The following is a 16,882-nucleotide window of genomic DNA, read 5'->3' on the forward strand; positions in this document are numbered from 1 at the left end:
AGGGATACTTACCCCGGAGTCAGGCGAGCACAGCGAGAAGGGCACGGCGTCGTGGCAAGGGTTGGGACAGGTGTACGCACGGTCGGTGCGCTGCTGGCGGCGGTGCTCGGAGCCTCGCTCGCGGGGTGCAGCGCCACCGGCGGAAAGCGGGCCGAGGACGCCCGGAAGGCCGCCGCTGAAGAGGGCCGCCCGGCCGTCAGCACGCCGCGCTGGACCTTCGCCATGGTCACCCACTCCGGCGCCGGCGACACGTTCTGGGACATCGTCCAGAAGGGCGCCCGGCAGGCTGCCGACAAGGACAACATCAACTTCCTGTACGCCAACAGCGACGAGGGCCAGCAGCAGGCCCAGCTCGTCGATACCTACGTCGACAAGAAGGTCGACGGGCTCATCGTCACCCTCGCCAAGCCCGATGCGATGAAGGCCGCCGTGGCCAAGGCGACCAGGGCAGGCATCCCGGTGATCACCGTGAACTCCGGCTCCGAGCAGTCCAAGGCCTACGGCGCCCTGACCCACATCGGCCAGGACGAGACGGTCGCGGGCGAGGCCGTCGGCGACGAGCTCGACAAGCGCGGCAAGAAAAAGGCCCTGTGCGTACTGCACGAGCAGGGCAACGTGGGCCACGAGCAGCGCTGCGCAGGGGCGAAGAAGACCTTCGACGGGTCGATGGAGAACCTGTACGTCGACGGCACCAACATGCCCGACGTGCAGGCGTCCATCGAGGCGAAGCTACAGACCGACGATTCGATCGACGCGGTGGTCACCCTCGGTGCGCCGTTCGCGGACGCCGCGGTGCAGGCCAGACAGACCGCGGGGAGCAAGGCCGAGATCGACACCTTCGACCTGAACGCCAAGGTCGCCACCGCCCTGAAGGACGGCAGGCTCGGTTTCGCCGTCGACCAGCAGCCCTATCTCCAGGGCTACGAGGCCGTTGACCTGCTCTGGCTCTACCGCTTCAACGCCGATGTCCTCGGCGGCGGACGACCCGTCCTCACCGGACCTCAGATCATCACCGGCGAGGACGCCGCCGAACTGCTGGACTACACGGAGCGGGGGACCCGATGACCGCGACCGCACCACCCGCGAACGACAAGACCGGGGCGGCCGACGAGAGGCTGCTGCACACGTCGCCGCTGAAGAAGCTCCTCGGCCGCCCGGAGCTCGGCTCCGTCGTCGGCGCCGCGGCCGTCTTCCTCTTCTTCTCCGTCGTCGCCGACAGTTTTCTCCAGGCGTCCAGCCTCGGCACGATCCTCTACGCCGCCTCCACGATCGGCATCATGGCCGTGCCCGTGGCGCTGCTGATGATCGGCGGGGAGTTCGATCTGTCGGCCGGGGTGCTGGTCACCAGCTCCGCGTTGATCTCCTCGATGTTCAGCTACCAGATGACGACGAACGTCTGGGTGGGCGTCCTCGTCTCGCTGCTGGCCACACTGGCCATCGGCTCCTTCAACGGCTTCATGCTGATCAGGACCAAGCTGCCGAGCTTCATCATCACGCTGGGCACCTTCCTGATGCTGACGGGGCTGAACCTCGGCTTCACCAAACTGATCAGTGGCACGGTTTCCACCAAGACCATCGCCGACATGGAAGGCTTCGACTCGGCCAAGGCGGTGTTCGCGTCCCAGCTCACCATCGGCGGCGTCGATCTCAAAGTCACCATCCTGTGGTGGTTCGGACTGGTCTCCGTGGCCACCTGGATCCTGCTGCGCACCCGGTCCGGCAACTGGATCTTCGCAAGCGGCGGCGGTTCGGGTGCGGCTCGCGCGGTCGGCGTGCCGGTCGCGAGGACCAAGGTCGGCCTCTACATGGGGGTGGCCCTCTGCGCCTGGATCAGCGGCCAGCACCTGCTCTTCTCCTTCGACGTCGTCCAGTCCGGCGAGGGCGTGGGCAACGAGCTGATCTACATCATCGCGGCCGTCATCGGCGGCTGTCTGATCACCGGCGGCTACGGCTCGGCGATCGGCTCCGCGGTGGGCGCCTTCATCTTCGGAATGACCAGCAAGGGCATCGTGTACGCCGAGTGGAACCCCGATTGGTTCAAGTTCTTCCTGGGCGCCATGCTCCTGCTGGCCACCCTGCTCAACGCGTGGGTGCGCAAGCGGGCGGAGGCGACGGCATGAGCGACGCGCACGCGGCCGCCGGGCCGCGGACGGGTGTGGTGCCTGCACTGCTGCGCCGTGTGGGCGGAGAAGCGAATGGGGGTGTGGTGAGCGACGCGCACGCGGCCGCCGGGCCGCGGACGGGTGTGGTGCCTGCACTGCTGCGCCGTGTGGGCGGAGTTGGGGGTGGCCCCGGTTCGGTGGCCCCGGCAGAGAACCAGGAGGCACAGTGACTGCTCTCGTCGAGCTCGACAACGTCAGCAAGTACTACGGCAACATCCGTGCACTGGAGGGCGTCTCCCTCGACGTGCACGCCGGCGGGATCACCTGCGTCCTCGGAGACAACGGCGCAGGGAAGTCCACCCTCATCAAGATCATCGCTGGGCTCCACCAGCACGACGCGGGCCGGTTCTCCATCGAGGGGGAGGAGACGACCCTCACCTCGCCGCGTGAGGCCCTCGACAGGGGGATCGCCACGGTCTACCAGGACCTCGCCGTCGTTCCGCTGATGCCGGTCTGGCGCAATTTCTTCCTCGGGTCCGAGCCGACGAAGGGCCGGGGGCCGCTGCGGCGCCTGGACGTTCAGATGATGCGTGAGACCACTCGCGCCGAACTCCTGCGGATGGGCATCGACCTGCGCGACGTCGACCAGCCCATCGGTACCCTTTCCGGTGGTGAGCGGCAGTGCGTGGCCATCGCCAGGGCCGTCTACTTCGGTGCGAAGGTACTGGTCCTCGACGAGCCCACCGCGGCGCTCGGCGTCAAGCAGTCCGGCGTCGTGCTCAAGTACGTGGCTGCTGCCCGTGACGCCGGACTGGGCGTGGTCCTGATCACCCACAACCCGCACCACGCCTATCTGGTCGGCGACCGGTTCGTGCTGCTCAAGCGCGGCACCATGGTCGGCGGGTACACCAAGCAGCAGATCACCCTCGACGAGCTCACCCGTCAGATGGCGGGCGGCAGCGAACTCGACGACCTGCGGCACGAACTGGAACGGGCACCGGCCCCGCGTCATGTCGGCGGTCATGACCTGGGACACGGCTAGCACCGGGGCCGTGAGGGCTGCGGTTGGGGCTGGTCGTCGGGAACCCGTGGCCGATGAGGACCTCGATGCCGGTGGTGGCTCCAACCGGCGTTGCCGTCCGGTAGCGCTCGTGCTGCCCGCCTGCCCGCCTGCCCGCCTGCCCGCCTGCCCGCCTGCCCGCCTGCCCGCTCACCGTCGCGGCCACTGCCCCTCGGGTCCGGTGTGCGCCAGGTCTGCCGCATCGGCCGCGTGGGGGTCCGGGGCAGTGCGCCGGGCGTCCCGAGGGGGATCTGCTGCCTCCCGTCCGGCTCACCTCAGCCGACGGCTGACGGATCCCCGCTCCGAGCGGGCTCGTCCGTGCGGTCCGCTGTCGTCGCCACGCGCAGGGCCCTGACCATGTCGCGGTAGAGCGAGTCGGTCGTCAGCAGGTCGGCGTGGGTTCCCGTGGCGCGGATCCGGCCCTGCTCCAGGACGACGATCCGGTCCGCCTCCACGACCGTGGACAGCCGGTGCGCGATCGTCACCACGGCTGCCCGCTCGGCACGGTCGCGGACGAAAGCCTGGACCGCTGCCTCAGCCAGCCCGTCGAGCTGTGCGGTGGCCTCGTCGAGCAGCAGGACCTCCGGGTCGGCGACGAAAGCGCGGGCGAGTGCCACACGCTGGCGTTCGCCACCGGAGACCGCGGTGTCGGTGAGGACCGTGTCGAGTCCTTCGGGCAGTGCCTCGGCGCGGCGGGTCAGGCCGACCGCGTCCAGAGCGGCCCACAGCTCGGCGTCGGTGGCCTCCGGGCGCAGATAACGCAGGTTGTCGGCGAGGGTGCCGGGCAGCAGCGGAGCGTCCTGCTCGACGTAGGCGATGCGGCGGCGGGACTCGTACGCCGGCCAGGCGTCGAGCGGGATGCCGTCGAGGCGTAGCAGGCCGCTCTCCGGGTGCAGGAACTCCAGCATGAGGGAGAAGACGGTGGTCTTGCCCGCACCGGAGGGTCCGACGATCGCGGTGTGACCGCGGCGCGGTACGCCGAAGCTGATGCCGTCGAGAACCGGGGGGCCGTCGGGGGTGTGGCGCGCGGTCACGTCCTCGAAGGTCAGGACGTGCTCGTCGGCGGGCGCTGCGGCCGGGCGGGCCGGGCGCGGTACGGCCTGGCGGGCGTGGCCGACCTCCAGCTCCAGTTCCTGAAGTTCTGCGATTCGCGTGGCGGCGGTGACGCCGGACTGCAACTGCGCGAACTCCTGGGCGAGTTCCGTGGCCGGGTCGATCAACTGGAAGGCGTACAGCAGGAAGGCGATCAGGCTGGACACCGGCAGCGCGCCGGCGTCCACGCGGATGGCCCCGATCGCCAGGATCAGCAGGATCGCCAGCTGTACTCCGGCCATGGTGGCCGACCAGACCACCGCTTCGATGCGCACTGCCCTGACGCTGTGCTGCGCGGAGGCGTCCGCCTCGGCCGCGATCCGTAGGGACTCCCGCTCCTCGGCGCGCGCGGACTTGACCGTGCGTATCGCGCGCAGCGTACCGTCGAGCGCCGCGCCCAGGCGGCCGACCGACTCCTGCGCGGAGCGCTGGGCCGTGGCGAGGCGCGGCATCAGGGCGGCGACCAGCGCGGCGACCACGGCGAGGCTGCCGAGGGTGACGGCGAACAGCACCCAGTCGAGCAGCGCCATCAGTACAAGGGCGCCGAACAGCCCGATCGTGCCGTTGACCAACTGGGTCAGACTCGACGCGGCGGCCTCGCGCATCAGCACGGTGTCGGAGGTGACGCGGGCGACGAGTTCGCCGTTCGTCCGGGCGCCGTGTTCGCCGAGTTTCAGGCGCAGGAGGCGTCGGACCAACGTCACGCGGGCGTCGCGCACCACCCGTTCTCCCATGCGTCCGAGCAGGATCCACTGCACGGCCTGCACACCCGAACCGGCCACGAGCAGTCCGGACAGCACGACGACCGCCGGGGCGATCGAGCGCGAGTCGGCCAGTCCGTCGAGGACCCATTTGGTGACGAGCGGGGTCGCGAGGGTGGCTGCGGTGACGAGGAGTCCGAGGAGGAGGCCGAGCGCGAGCGTGCGGCGGTGGGGGCGGACGAAGGGCCAGAGAAGACGAAGGTTCGGCACGGTGGACCCTTTCGATGGGTCAGTTGTTTTTATTTTTGGGACTCTGATGTCCCATTTCTGAGTATGAAAGTTCCATGGTGAGCAGTCAACTGCTATATTTGGGACATGAACGCGGAATCCGGCACTCGCAGTCGCACCCGCCGCGCGATCCTTGACGCCGCAGCTTCGGTCCTGGCGCGCGACCGTCGAGCCCCCGTCGCCGCCATCGCCAAGGCCGCCGACGTGGGCCGCAGTACCCTGCACCGCTACTTCCCGGACCGCGAGCAGCTCGTCCTCACCGCAGCCCTGGACTCGCTTGAGATGATCGACAGGGCCGTTCGTGACGCCGCTACCGACGAAGGCGCGCCGGCGGAGGCGATGCGCAGGCTCACCACCGCACTGGTCGGCCTGGGCGACAGGCTGCTGTTCGTCTTCGGCGACCCGCAGCTCATCGAGGAGGTCGCCGCGGAGGAGGGTGGCGAGGGCGATGTCGAGCCCCTCGTCCTTGCCCTCATCTCGCGCGGCCAGCTCGAGGGTGTCTTCGACTCCGGAGTGTCCGCCGAGTGGATCATGCAGGTGTTGTGGGCGATGGTGTACGCGGGCGCGGAGGCGGCCCAGCGGGGCACGGTGCCGCGGCACGGCGTGACCGCGCATGTCATCCGCACCCTGGAGCGCGGGATCCTGGCGCCGGAGGCGAACGGGACGGGGCCGTAGCCGTAGCGCAGAGCCGTGCGGGCACCCGCTCCACCCGGCACGACCACGGTGCCGCGCCGTCGCAAACCGAGCTGCGAGTGGCGAGTGGCGAGAACACCCTTCGGACCTGCGTCAGTGCCGCAGTGCCCACCGCTGCACCGACTCCAGCGGCCCTGCCGTGAAGTGGCGCAGCCACAGGGTCGAGCCCACCAACAGGACCGCGGACACCGCCGCCCACAGCCCCATCACCCACCATGGGTGCCATGTGTCACCCAATCGGGTGGCAAGATTCAGCCCGATGCCGTACGAGACGAGGACGCACAGTACGTTCTGGAGCACGTACCCGGTCAGGGACATCCTCCCCAGCGAGGTCAGTGCGCCCATCAGCGCGCCGGGCCGTCGGACCCGGTCGACCAGGGCGCCGACCAGACCCGCGTACCCGATCGCGACGAGCGGGGCGGCCACGTACCGGCCCATCAGGAACCAGTCCGCGCCGCCGACCGCGCACGCCGCGTTCAGCGGTACACCCAGGCCGAGGCCCCACGCCAGCATGCGCGCCCGGATGTGCCGCCCGGTCCCGCTCGCCTCGAACGCCCCCGACCGCAGCAACCGAACGCCCAGCAGGAACAGGAAGACCATCAGACCGAACGACAGCACCGGCTCGATGCGCAGGGCGCCGGCGTTCTCCAGGCGGAACCCGATCTGGTCCAACCAACTCCCGTGTGCGTACAGGTCCACGACCCGCTGCGGTACCCGACCCTCCGCGTCAGCCGCGTCGTCCAGGGCGAGTGCTGCGGTGAGCAGGCCCATCGCGGTCAGGTGGAGTCCGATCGCCCACGCCATGACCCTGCACCTGGTCCGCTCCGGGCGGGTCAGCAGCCAGGCCACGTAGAGCGCGGTCACCGCGTACCCCATCAGCACGTCGAACGCGAAGACCAGCACGAAGTGGACGGTGCCCTCGGCGAACAGGAACAGTGCCCGCCGACGGTACCGCCCCGGCCACGGCTGCCCGCGACGCTCGGCAGCCCCGTACTGGATGGCGATCCCGGCGCCGAAGAGGATCGTCAGCAGCGAGAAGAACTTGCCGTCCGCGGCCAGTCGGAACGCCCTCTCGGCGACGGCCCCGAACGACCCGGAGGAGAAGTCTCCCCACCCGCCGACCTCCACGACGCCCCACTCGGAACCGGGACCGGTGAAGACCCACACGTTCGTCATCAGCGTGCCGAGGATCGCCACCCCTCGCAGCACGTCCAGTAACGGCACCCGCTTCCCACCCGCGGTGATCGCGGGAGCGCCCACCCTCGTCGTCATGTACTTCATGGTCGGCGTGACCGGTCCGCCGATCGTCCTGACGAAGGACGAACCTCCGCTGCATCGAAGGATGTAGCCGGGTCCGGAACCGGGCTGGGAGGTTGAGGTCTCCCGGGTGCGTGAGGAGTGGATCGAGCGATCGGGAGGCCGGCGGCCCGTGTTGACCGCCCCTCACCGTCGGGACCACCGCCTCTCGGGTCCGGTGCCCCCGTGCGTCGGCCGACCGTCAGCCGACGTCCCACAGGAAGCGGTGGGTGTGGATGCCGAAGTACGGGAAGGTGTCGACGCCCGCCACGCCCTCGATGGGGCGGACGACGTCGTTGACGAAGTCGAGCAGGTCGGGCGGCCCGGGACTGACGACCTCGGCGAACAGGGCGTAGTCCCCGGCGGTGAGGACGGCGTAGACGACTTCGTCGCGGCCCGAGAGGATGTCCGCGACCGCTCGCGGGTCGCCGTCGACCCGGATGCCGAGCAGGGCCATGGTTTGGCCGCCCATGGCCATCGGGTCGGTGACGCCCACGACCTGGACGGCCTTCGCGTCGATGAGTCGCTGCAGGCGCTGCCGCGCGGCGGACGCGGAGAGTCCCACCTTGGGGCCGAGGTCGGCGTAGGGGATGCGGCCGTCGGTCTGGAGTTCGCGGAGGATGGCGCGGTCGATGTCGTCCACGGGTGTCAGCCTGCCAGTTCCGTCAGGGCGTCGGCGAAGAGGGTCGTGTGGGTGTCGACGTCGGCCTCGGTGGTGGCGGGACACATCAATGCCATGTTGTGGAACGGCGTCATGAGGACGCCGCGGTTGGCCATCCACAGGTGCAGGAAGTCTTCGAGCTCCGGGTCGGATACGGCGGCGGATTCGGTGCCGGTGCGTGGCGCGGGCGACGCGAAGCGGTATTCCGTGCGCGCGCCGAGACGGCTGACCGACCAGGGCAGGCCGTGCTTGGCGATCCCGTCCAGGACGCCGCGCTCGAATCGGGCGGAGAGCGCGGACATGGCCGCGAAGGCGCTTTCGGTGAGCACGTGCTCCAGAGTGGCGCGCATGGCAGCGACGGACAGGGCGTTGCCCGCCAGGGTGCCCCCGACACCGCCCATGTCGACGAGGTCGAGGTCGCCGCGGCGGAGGAGGCGGTCGGCGAGGTCTGCGGACAGCCCGTAGGCACCGGCAGGGACACCGCCGGCGATGGCCTTGCCGATGGTGAGGACGTCGGGTTCCAGGGCCCAGGCGGCAGTCGCTCCGCCCGGGCCGGCGGAGAAGGTGTGGGTCTCGTCGTTGATGAGCAGCACGCCGTGCCTGCGGGTCAGTTCGCGCACGCCGTCGAGGTAGCCGGGCTCGGGCAGGACGATGCCGATGTTGGTGAGCGCCGGCTCCATGAGGACGGCGGCGACGTCGCCGTGCGCCAGCTCCCGCTCCAAGGCATCCAGGTCGTTGAACTCGGCGACGCGGCTGGTCAGAGTCACGTCACAGGGGGCGCCGACGTTGCCGGGCCGGCTGGTGCCCCCGCGTCCGTCGGGGCCGGTGACGATGAGGGACTCGTCGACGCTTCCGTGGTAGCAGTAGCTGTTGAAGAGGATCTTCTGGCGGCCCGTGACGGCTCGGGCGAGTCGGATGGCCCAGCGGTTGGCGTCGGTCGCGGTGAGCGAGAAGGACCAGCGCGACAGCCCGAAGCGGCGGGTGAGCTCGGCGCCCACCCATGCGGCGTCCTCGGTGGGCAGCATCGCGGTGGCTCCGCCCTGCTCGCGGAATCGGCGCTCGACGGCGTCGGCCACGGGTGCCGGGGAATGACCGGCCATGGCGCCGGTGTCGCCGAGGCAGAAGTCGATGTACTCGTGGCCGTCGATGTCGGTCACCCGAGCGCCTCCGGCGCCGGCGAGGTAGCGGGGGAAGGCGCCCGCGTTCTTGTTCATCCACGTCATCGGTACTCGTCCGAAGAGGTGTTCGGCGGCCTCGTACGCGGCCTTCGAGCGCGGGTTGCCGGACGTCGCCTCGGCGGTCTCGCGGGCGAGCAGTTCCTGGAGTCGGGTGCGGTCGATGGACATGGGTGCGGCCTCCTCAGCAGCGGATCTGTTTGAGCATACAGTCGATTGCGCTGCTTAGAAACCCAAAATCAAACGATTCGAGCGTGAAGACGAATGAATCGTGCGCTCTTCGCTTCCTTCCGGAGCGGGCGCGCCCGAAGCCGTTCGTGTGCGACGGTGCGACCCCGCCACGGACGCGGCGGAGATTCACAGGGGATTCTCATGTCATTCCCACCCCCAGCACAGCCCGGTACCCCATCGTCGATCACGTCGCTGAATCCGGATCCGGAGGAGAGTTCGATGATGACGAAGAGAGCCCGAGTGGGCCTTGCCCTCGCAGGAGTCGCGAGCGTGGGGTTGTTGTTCCCGGCCGTGGCCCTGGCGGAGGACAGCGGCTCGGCGACCGTGACCGGGGCGACCGCGTCGTCCGGTGACAAGGCGGACCAGCGGGAAAACCGCCGGGAGCACAGGCAGGACCGTCTGGAGGAGCGGCAGGACGACCTCGCCGCCGCCCTTGCGAAGGAACTGGGCGTGTCCGAGGACAAGGTGAAGACCGCGCTGGAGAAGATCCGGAGCGAGAAGCAGCAGGAGCACAAGGCGGAGCGCGAGAAGCGGCTGTCGGAGCGTCTCAAGAAGGCGGTGTCCGAGAAGAAGCTCACCCAGGAGCAGGCCGACGCCATACTCAAGGCGGCGGAGAACGGTGTCCTGCCCGGAGACCACGGCGGCCGGCCCGGTCACCCCCGCCCCTGAGGCACCGGTCGTCCGGGGCCGCGGGCAGGGGCGGCCGTCCGCGCCGCCGCTGCTCGCGGGCGGCCCCGATGAGCTGGGGCGCTTGCGCACGGGCGGGGCCGCCGCAGAGCGCACGGCCGTCGGCGGCGTTCGGGGGGCGGGCGCCGACGGTGGGTGCTCCGCCCGCGGCGGTGCCCGGCCGGGGCGTGGCTCCCCGACGGGCCCCGTTCACCGACTCCGGGAAGGAGTGCCCGGCAACGCCTGCAACCAGTCGACCAGGAGTGCGTTGACCTCGTCGGGCCGCTCCTGCTGGAGCCAATGGCCACATCCGTCGAGGATGTGGGAGGAGACCAGGCGGGGGAGCGTGGTGGGGTAGGCCTTGATGGCGTCCGCCGCCCACAGGGTCGGGCCGTCGTGCTCGCCGCCGATGAACAGCGAGGGCTGGGTGATGGGCGCCCCGTCCCAGGCCGCGAGATCCACCCAGTCCCGGTCGACGTTGCGGTAGCGGTTGAGCGGCCCGGTCAGGCCCCCGTGCTCGAACTCGCCCGTGTAGAAGTCGAGGTCCTCCTCGGTCAGCCAGGCCGGGAGCGGGCCACGGGGAAAGCGGTCGGACAGCCGCCCTCCCGGAGCGACGGAGTGGCGGAAGCCGCCGTCTGCAGGGGGCTCCGCACCACCCGACGCCCCGGCGTAGAAGCCCGCCAGCCAGGAACGGACGTCCGGTTCGATCTCCGCCTCCGCCCGGCCGGGTTCCTGGAAGTAGCTGATGTAGAACTCTTCGGTCCCCCCGAGCCGGGCGAAGGTATCCGTGGGACGGGTCCCGCCGCGGGGCGAATAGGGCACGCTGAGCAGTGCCACCGCGCTGAAGAGGTCGGGACGCAGCAGGGCGGTGTTGGCGGCGATGGGCGAACCCCAGTCGTGGCCCACGATCACCGCGGTCTCCGCGCCGAGTGCCTTCACCACCGCCACGTTGTCGGCGACGTGCGCCAACATCCCGTACGCCGCCGGCTCGACCGGTTTGGACGACCGTCCGTAGCCGCGCACGTCGATGGCGACAGCGCGGTACCCCGCCTCGGCGAGCACCGGAAGCTGGTTCCTCCAGGAGTACCAGGATTCGGGGAACCCATGGACCATCAGGACCAAGGGACCGGTGCCCTGCTCCACCAGATGGATGCGCCCACCCGGGGTGTCCACCGAGCGGTGCCGGAAGGACTGCCGGGACGAGGGGGAGTTGACGGCCTGTGACATGCGTCCTCCTGAAGAGTTCATCGGCTTCGGTATCGGACGTCGATACCAGGCAGCCTTACCGCCGAGCCGCGGTCACCGAACATGCACCGACTTGCGGAGCGGCGGACGTCCACTGCGGGGAGCCGTGTGCTAGGTGGCTGTGGTGTCCGGTCGACTTCACACCCGGCGGGAACCGACGCACCCCGACCGGCACCGGTGGAGGACCGCTGACACCGGTCACCCCGCCGACGCCGACGCCAAGCCCGCACCGTCCACGGCGAACGACGCGGAAGCAGCCCTGAAACCACCCGGCGCCTGCGCCGGCACCGTTGCCCGTCCTAGTCGCCCGGATCCGGACGGCCCAGCGAGCCGGATCCGAGGTGCTCGGGGGTGCCGAGGCGCCGGGCCAGCCAGGGTTCCTTCGCCAGGACGGCGCCCACGGTGATCCCGACGGCGATGGTCACGCAGAGCACGATCAGCCAGGACAGGAGGGTGAACACCGGCCCGAGGGATCCGTACTCGGACAGACTGCGGTCCAGCGCCCGGGGCATGTAGTACCGGCTGCCGACCGACATCGCGGTGGCGGCCAGGCCGGTGAGCAACGCCCCCGGCAGCAGCGGAAGCCAGGGGACCAGCCGGCCGAGCAGCAGGTGTTGGGACCACCACCACAGCGCGCTCTGCGTCAGCAGCGTGACCGGCACCCCCAGCCACAGTCCGACACCGAATCCGTCCCGGACCGGACCTTGCACGATAAGGGCGCACAGCCAGACGACGATCCATGCCAGCCAGCGCCACGGGGCGATCCGCACGCCGGTCCGCGGGATCAACCAGGCGCGTTTGCAGAGCCGTTGCATGGCTCGGCTGACGGCGGTGGCGGAAAGCAGCACCATCAGGCCACCGACGACGCCGGTGACCTCGCGCAGCCCCCCGTCGGTGGACTTGTACACCGCCTCCAACTGTTCCGCGGTCGCACCCGTGATACCGAAGACCGCCTTCACGGAGCTGATCAGCTGGCTCCGTACGGCCTGCGGCGCGAAGGAGCCCACGACGAACACCAGGGGGACTGCGGTCAGGAAGCACTGGGCGGCCAGTCGGGTGGCGGAGTCGAAGATGTTGACCGTGATCATGCGTGCTGTCAGGTGGGTCACGACGGGGAAGCGGGTCTCCGCGCGTGCGGCCCAGGAGCGTGCGCCGTCACGGCGTGCCGCGAGCCAGGCCGTCCACCACGACGCGCGGAGGAATGCCCGGCGGTGCGGCGGTGATCCGGTTCCCCCGGGGGACGGCGGCATCAGTGGACCGCTGCGGCACCCGGATCCCGCGGGGCACCGAGCTCGGCCGGCGGCACCCGTACGGTGGTCGTCATGGCGGTGCTCCTTCCCTGGACCCCAGCGTGGGGGACGGACCCAGCCCCGGCATCTCGGAGTACCGCCGGTCGTGTGCTCGAAGGTCCGCTGTGTTTGCGGGGCGTGGTCACCGGGAGCGACCATGGACGGGCGACGGGCACCGGCACCGGAGCGCCGCCCGACCCCGGCCGCCGGGTCGGGGCGGGAAACCCTGCGGAGGGGAGCGTCATGGTCCTCGACTTGCTCCTCATCGGTTTGGCCATCACGCTCTACCCGCTGCCCATCATGGCCATCGTCCTGGTGCTGGCGACGGACAAGGGGCTCTGGAAGGGCCTCGCCTTCATCCTGTCCTGGCTCGCCGGCCTGGTGGCGGTGATCGCCGTGGTGCTGCTGCTCACCGGCGGCAATCCGCCACCTCCGAGGTCACCGCCCTCGACGGGCGCCCTCGCGGCGAAACTGCTGATCGGGGTCGGCCTGATCTTGTACGGGGCCCATCGGCAGCGCCGGCACGGCGTGCCGCACAAGCACCCCGCCAAGCAGTCGTCGTCGATCACCTCCCGTATGGACCGGGCGTCGCCGTGGTCGGCGGCGGGCGTCGCCGTCCTCCTGCAGCCCTGGGGTGCGGTCGCCGCGGCGGCCACCGTGGTCGTCGACGCCGACCTGTCCCACGTCGCGACGTACGCGGCCCTGTTCGGCTTCTGTCTCCTCGCCACCTCGAGCCTGCTGACGGCCGAGTTGTACATGGTGTTCGCGCCTGCGGCGGCCGAGGTTCGCCTGAAGCGGTTGCGGGCGTGGCTGCAACGCCACCAGGAGCAGGCCATCGTCCTCGGCTGTCTCCTCCTGGGGCTGTGGCTGACCGGCAACAGCATCTACCAACTGACGAGTTGAGCCTCCGCCCGGCCGCGTTCACCCGTTCGGCGGGGCGCGCCGGTCGGGGGCGCCCCGCCGGATGCCGAAGGTGCGAAGCCTCCCACCGAGTGCTGCAATGACTCCAGGGGCCGCGCGTCCGCAGAGGGGCCGCGCCGTGGCCACGGAAGGCGCCCCGGACCGCCGACGCGCTGGCAAGGAGTGGTCATGGCCAATGACGTGGAAGAAATGGGACCCGTCGACTACCTGGTCGTGGAGTTTCCCGGCAACCGTATGACGGGGGAGGGGTTCCCCCTGTTGGTCGATCTGGTCGACCGCAACATCATCCGCATCCTCGACCTGCTCTTCGTCCGCAAGGACACCGACGGATCCATCACGGTCATGGAGTTGTCCGAGGCGAGTGACGGGGAACTCGACCTGACCGTCTTCGAGGGGGTCTCTTCCGGCCTGCTCGGCCCGGACGACCTGGAGGAGGCCGGGGCAGTCATCGAGCCGGGCAACTCGGCAGCGATCCTGGTGTACGAGAACACCTGGGCCGCCCCGCTCGCACGCGCGATGCGCCGCAGCGGTGCGCAACTGGTCGCGGGCGGCCGCATTCCCGTGCAGGCGCTGCTCGCGTCACTCGACGCCGTCGAAGGCATGACGGACCAGGGCACGACGTCCGCGGCGTGAACCGGTCCCGGTAGGAGGGCCGCCCCCTCATCACACGACCGCCAGGGACGCCCCCTTCACACGACTGGGAGAAGACCATGCCAGGCCTCATCCGTGGTGTTGCCCGCACGGCCGTCATCGCCGGGACCGCCACCGCGGTGTCCAACCGCGTGTCGCGGCGTCAGCAGGGCCGGTGGGCGCAGCAGGAAGCGCAGCAGCCGGACGCGCAGCCGCAGCCGCAGCAGCCGCAGGCCGCGGCGGCGAGCGAGACCGTGCTCACACCCGAGGACGAGATGACGAGCAAGATCGACAAGCTCAAGGAGCTGGGTGAGCTGAAGGACCAGGGGATCCTCACCGAAGAGGAGTTCGCGGCCGAGAAGAGGAAGGTGCTCGGCTGAACCGGAGCCCCTCCCCGGTGCTTCACGGGAGTGGGACACCGACACGAGGCCGGCGAACGGTGCCTCCAGGCCCGACACCGCATGCGGGGAGCCGCGAAGGGACGAGCCTCCATGACACAGCCGCAGCCAAAGCCACGGGCCGCCGGCTCGGCCGCCTCCGGCGCCGGTGGTACGCAGCCCCCCGAGGCGGACCGGCTGCGCGACATGCTGCGCAGTCCCGGCTATCTGAAGTCGCTCGGTCTCAGCGCCCTCGTCGGTATCCCCGTGTCGCTTGCCGCCTTCTGGTTCCTCGTCGCGCTGCACCAACTGGAACATCTCATGTGGGCGACCCTGCCGGAAACCCTCGGTTGGTCGGTCCCGCCCTGGTGGTGGCCGCTGGTGCTGCTCCCCGTCGCGGGCGTCGTGGTCGCTCTCGTCGTCATCCACCTGCCGGGCGCGGGAGGGCACGTCCCCGCGTACGGCCTGCAGCCGGGCGGCGCCACGTCGAAGGCCCTGCCCGGCGTGATCATCGCGGCGCTGGCGAGCCTGCCGCTCGGTGCGACCCTCGGCCCGGAGGCACCCCTGATCGCCCTCGGCGGCGGCCTCGCACTGCTCTTCCGCGAACTCACCCGGGCACCAGCCACCCCGCAGGGCATCGTGCTGCTCGGTTCGGCCGGTGCCGCGGCGGCGATCGCGGCGATCTTCGGCAATCCGCTCATCGGCGCCGTGCTGTTGATGGAAGTCGTCGGGGTGGGCGGACCGCAACTCTTCGCCATCATGCTGCCGGCCCTGCTCTCCAGCGGCGTCGGGGCCCTGGTGTTCACGGGCTTCGGCCGCTGGACGGGGCTGGACACCGCGAGCCTCCGGCTGAACCTGACCCAGCCGTTCCCCCGCCTGGACGCCGGTGACGTGGTGTGGTCGCTGCTCATCGCCCTCGTGATCGGCGTCCTGGTCCACTACGTCTTCGCGGCGGGACGGTTCCTCGCCGTCCTGGTCGCGGCGAAGACCTTCCGTACGACCGTTCTGTGCGCGCTGGGCGCCGGGGTCTGCGCGGCGCTCTACACGGTGATCACGGGTAGGACGCCGGAGGACGTCGCATCCTCGGGCCAGGCGACGATGGTGCAGTTGTCCGAGACACCCCACGCTTTCGGGGTCGGAGCACTGATCGCCGTCCTCGTGTTCAAGGGCGCCGCGTTCGCCCTGTGCCTCGCCGGCCTGCGCGGCGGCCCCGTCTTCCCCACCCTGTTCCTCGGTGCGGCGGCCGGAGTGCTGGTCGCGCCGCTCCCGGGCTTCGGCATCATCCCCGGGATGGCCGCCGGAATGGCGGCGGCTTCGGCCGCTGCGCTCCGGCTGCCGGTCAGCAGCGTGGTGCTCGTGGTGATGCTGCTGGGCAGCATCAGCATGGTGCCCGTCGTGATCCTCGCGGCGGTCGTCGCGTTCATCACCACCGAACTGCTCCCGCCGGGGCCCGGCGTCCCGGCCCGGGAGCGGCACCCGCAACCGGCAGCGGCGACGCAGCAGGGCCGGCCGTGAGCGCGCGGATGTCCCCGGAGGCATTCCGGGCCCTCTACGAGCGTTTGCGTGAGAGGTCCCGGCAGGCGCCGGACGACCGGCGCGGTACGTTGAACCACATCACACCGGCCCGGGTGGCGGCCGCGGCCCGCGAGGTCAGGTCGGGACGGTCCGTGTCGCTCGCGGCACCCGTGGAGTTGCGGAAGGGCCCGGACAGCCCGGATCCTGCGGCCCACCGGATGACGGGCCCGGCAGCCGCCGATGTCGACGCGGACGGGCTGCACTTCGCCCTCGACCGCATCGCCATGAACGTGCACGGGAACGCGGACAGCCACCTCGACGCGCTCTGCCATGTGCTGTACGACGGCGCCCTCTACAACGGCGTACCGGCGCGCAGTGTGACGGCCGAGGGCGCCACGGCACTGACCGTCGATCTCGTGCGGGACGGCATCGTGGGCCGTGGGGTGCTCCTGGACGTCCCCGGACTGCGTGGCGTGCCCTGGCTCGAGCCCGGTGACCAGGTCACGGCAGCCGAACTCGCCGCGGCCGAGGCACGGCAGGGCGTCCGCGTCGGTGCGGGTGACCTGTTGCTGGTCCGGGTGGGTCACCGTCGCCGCCGTCGGGAACGCGGGGCCTGGGACGCCGCACGGACCCGAGCCGGCCTCCACCCGGAGGCGATGGAATTCCTGGCCGACCGGCAGGTCGCGGTGCTCGGCAGCGACAGCAACAACGACACCGCGCCCAGCGCGGTGCACGGGGTCGACTTCCCCGTGCACGTCCTCGCCGTCCAAGCGATGGGCATGCACCTGATGGACTACCTGCAGTTCGAGGAGCTCCTTCCGGTGTGCGAACGGGAGGGCCGCTGGAGCTTCCTGTGCGTGGTCGCGCCGCTCCGGGTCCCGAGGGCCACCGGCTCCCCGGTGAACCCGATCGCCGTGCTGTGACCCCGTGCCGCGGTCCG

17 protein-coding genes are annotated in these 16,882 nt (G+C 70.6%); 11 read left to right on the forward strand and 6 right to left on the reverse strand.

Going from position 1 to position 16,882, the window contains the following annotated elements; all coding sequences use genetic code 11:
* Positions 1 to 51 precede the first annotated feature (51 nt).
* From ACFXOM_RS10210 to ACFXOM_RS10225, 4 genes are read left to right on the forward strand one after another with little or no spacing between them, the layout of a single operon-like run.
* A complete protein-coding gene (locus ACFXOM_RS10210) occupies positions 52 to 1,065 on the forward strand; it encodes a sugar ABC transporter substrate-binding protein (protein ID WP_384934364.1) in 1,014 nt (337 codons plus the stop codon).
* On the forward strand, positions 1,062 to 2,120 hold the full coding sequence (locus tag ACFXOM_RS10215; protein WP_384934367.1) for an ABC transporter permease: 1,059 nt from the start codon (positions 1,062 to 1,064) through the stop codon (positions 2,118 to 2,120). Before ACFXOM_RS10210 ends, ACFXOM_RS10215 begins: the two co-directional genes overlap by 4 nt.
* On the forward strand, positions 2,117 to 2,332 hold the full coding sequence (locus ACFXOM_RS10220; RefSeq protein ID WP_385037615.1) for a hypothetical protein: 216 nt from the start codon (positions 2,117 to 2,119) through the stop codon (positions 2,330 to 2,332). The genes ACFXOM_RS10215 and ACFXOM_RS10220 overlap by 4 nt, the downstream gene beginning before the upstream one ends.
* Positions 2,329 to 3,144 carry an ATP-binding cassette domain-containing protein gene (locus ACFXOM_RS10225; RefSeq protein ID WP_384934372.1) on the forward strand — a complete coding sequence of 272 codons (816 nt, stop codon included), beginning with the start codon at positions 2,329 to 2,331 and terminating at the stop codon, positions 3,142 to 3,144. The genes ACFXOM_RS10220 and ACFXOM_RS10225 overlap by 4 nt, the downstream gene beginning before the upstream one ends.
* Before the next feature lie 293 nt (positions 3,145 to 3,437).
* Here the strand turns inward: ACFXOM_RS10225 and ACFXOM_RS10230 are convergent, their stop codons facing one another.
* Positions 3,438 to 5,225, reverse strand: coding sequence for an ABC transporter ATP-binding protein (locus ACFXOM_RS10230; RefSeq protein WP_384934375.1), 1,788 nt, complete (start codon positions 5,223 to 5,225; stop codon positions 3,438 to 3,440).
* Between the two features lie 105 nt (positions 5,226 to 5,330).
* Between ACFXOM_RS10230 and ACFXOM_RS10235 the strand changes: the two genes are divergently transcribed.
* Positions 5,331 to 5,918, forward strand: coding sequence for a TetR/AcrR family transcriptional regulator (locus ACFXOM_RS10235; RefSeq protein ID WP_384934377.1), 588 nt, complete (start codon positions 5,331 to 5,333; stop codon positions 5,916 to 5,918).
* A gap of 111 nt (positions 5,919 to 6,029) precedes the next feature.
* Here the strand turns inward: ACFXOM_RS10235 and ACFXOM_RS10240 are convergent, their stop codons facing one another.
* The 3 genes from ACFXOM_RS10240 to ACFXOM_RS10250 all read right to left on the reverse strand — a co-directional run bounded on the left by ACFXOM_RS10240 (position 6,030) and on the right by ACFXOM_RS10250 (position 9,239).
* Positions 6,030 to 7,208 (reverse strand): DUF418 domain-containing protein, encoded by a 1,179-nt coding sequence (locus ACFXOM_RS10240; RefSeq protein ID WP_385037617.1) that lies wholly within the window; start codon positions 7,206 to 7,208, stop codon positions 6,030 to 6,032.
* A 226-nt stretch (positions 7,209 to 7,434) separates the two neighbouring features.
* The gene (locus tag ACFXOM_RS10245) at positions 7,435 to 7,875 is read right to left on the reverse strand and encodes an Lrp/AsnC family transcriptional regulator (RefSeq protein ID WP_384934383.1); all 441 of its coding nucleotides are present in this window, start codon (positions 7,873 to 7,875) and stop codon (positions 7,435 to 7,437) included.
* A 5-nt stretch (positions 7,876 to 7,880) separates the two neighbouring features.
* Positions 7,881 to 9,239: a transaminase gene (locus tag ACFXOM_RS10250; RefSeq protein ID WP_384934385.1), complete on the reverse strand. Its 1,359-nt coding sequence runs from the start codon at positions 9,237 to 9,239 to the stop codon at positions 7,881 to 7,883.
* Between the two features lie 279 nt (positions 9,240 to 9,518).
* On the opposite strand from ACFXOM_RS10250, the gene ACFXOM_RS10255 reads away from it, so the two are divergent.
* Positions 9,519 to 9,968: a hypothetical protein gene (locus ACFXOM_RS10255; protein ID WP_384934388.1), complete on the forward strand. Its 450-nt coding sequence runs from the start codon at positions 9,519 to 9,521 to the stop codon at positions 9,966 to 9,968.
* Between the two features lie 207 nt (positions 9,969 to 10,175).
* Here ACFXOM_RS10255 and ACFXOM_RS10260 read toward each other — a convergent pair whose 3' ends face one another.
* Positions 10,176 to 11,192, reverse strand: a complete 1,017-nt coding sequence (locus ACFXOM_RS10260) for an alpha/beta fold hydrolase (protein ID WP_384934391.1) — start codon at positions 11,190 to 11,192, stop codon at positions 10,176 to 10,178.
* Between the two features lie 317 nt (positions 11,193 to 11,509).
* Positions 11,510 to 12,319 (reverse strand): YhjD/YihY/BrkB family envelope integrity protein, encoded by an 810-nt coding sequence (locus tag ACFXOM_RS10265; protein WP_384934394.1) that lies wholly within the window; start codon positions 12,317 to 12,319, stop codon positions 11,510 to 11,512.
* 423 nt (positions 12,320 to 12,742) lie between these two features.
* Between ACFXOM_RS10265 and ACFXOM_RS10270 the strand changes: the two genes are divergently transcribed.
* The 5 genes from ACFXOM_RS10270 (at position 12,743) to ACFXOM_RS10290 (ending at position 16,865) form a co-directional block, all read left to right on the forward strand.
* On the forward strand, positions 12,743 to 13,402 hold the full coding sequence (locus ACFXOM_RS10270; RefSeq protein WP_384934397.1) for a GAP family protein: 660 nt from the start codon (positions 12,743 to 12,745) through the stop codon (positions 13,400 to 13,402).
* A gap of 186 nt (positions 13,403 to 13,588) precedes the next feature.
* On the forward strand, positions 13,589 to 14,053 hold the full coding sequence (locus ACFXOM_RS10275; RefSeq protein WP_384934399.1) for a DUF6325 family protein: 465 nt from the start codon (positions 13,589 to 13,591) through the stop codon (positions 14,051 to 14,053).
* A gap of 77 nt (positions 14,054 to 14,130) precedes the next feature.
* A complete protein-coding gene (locus tag ACFXOM_RS10280) occupies positions 14,131 to 14,430 on the forward strand; it encodes an SHOCT domain-containing protein (protein WP_384934401.1) in 300 nt (99 codons plus the stop codon).
* A 111-nt stretch (positions 14,431 to 14,541) separates the two neighbouring features.
* Positions 14,542 to 15,942, forward strand: a complete 1,401-nt coding sequence (locus ACFXOM_RS10285; protein WP_384934403.1) for a chloride channel protein — start codon at positions 14,542 to 14,544, stop codon at positions 15,940 to 15,942.
* Positions 15,943 to 15,950: 8 nt separating this feature from the next.
* Positions 15,951 to 16,865 carry a cyclase family protein gene (locus ACFXOM_RS10290; protein WP_384934406.1) on the forward strand — a complete coding sequence of 305 codons (915 nt, stop codon included), beginning with the start codon at positions 15,951 to 15,953 and terminating at the stop codon, positions 16,863 to 16,865.
* Positions 16,866 to 16,882: the final 17 nt, after the last annotated feature.

Source organism: Streptomyces sp. NPDC059169, from assembly GCF_042755225.1.
Taxonomy (GTDB): Bacteria; Actinomycetota; Actinomycetes; order Streptomycetales; family Streptomycetaceae; genus Streptomyces.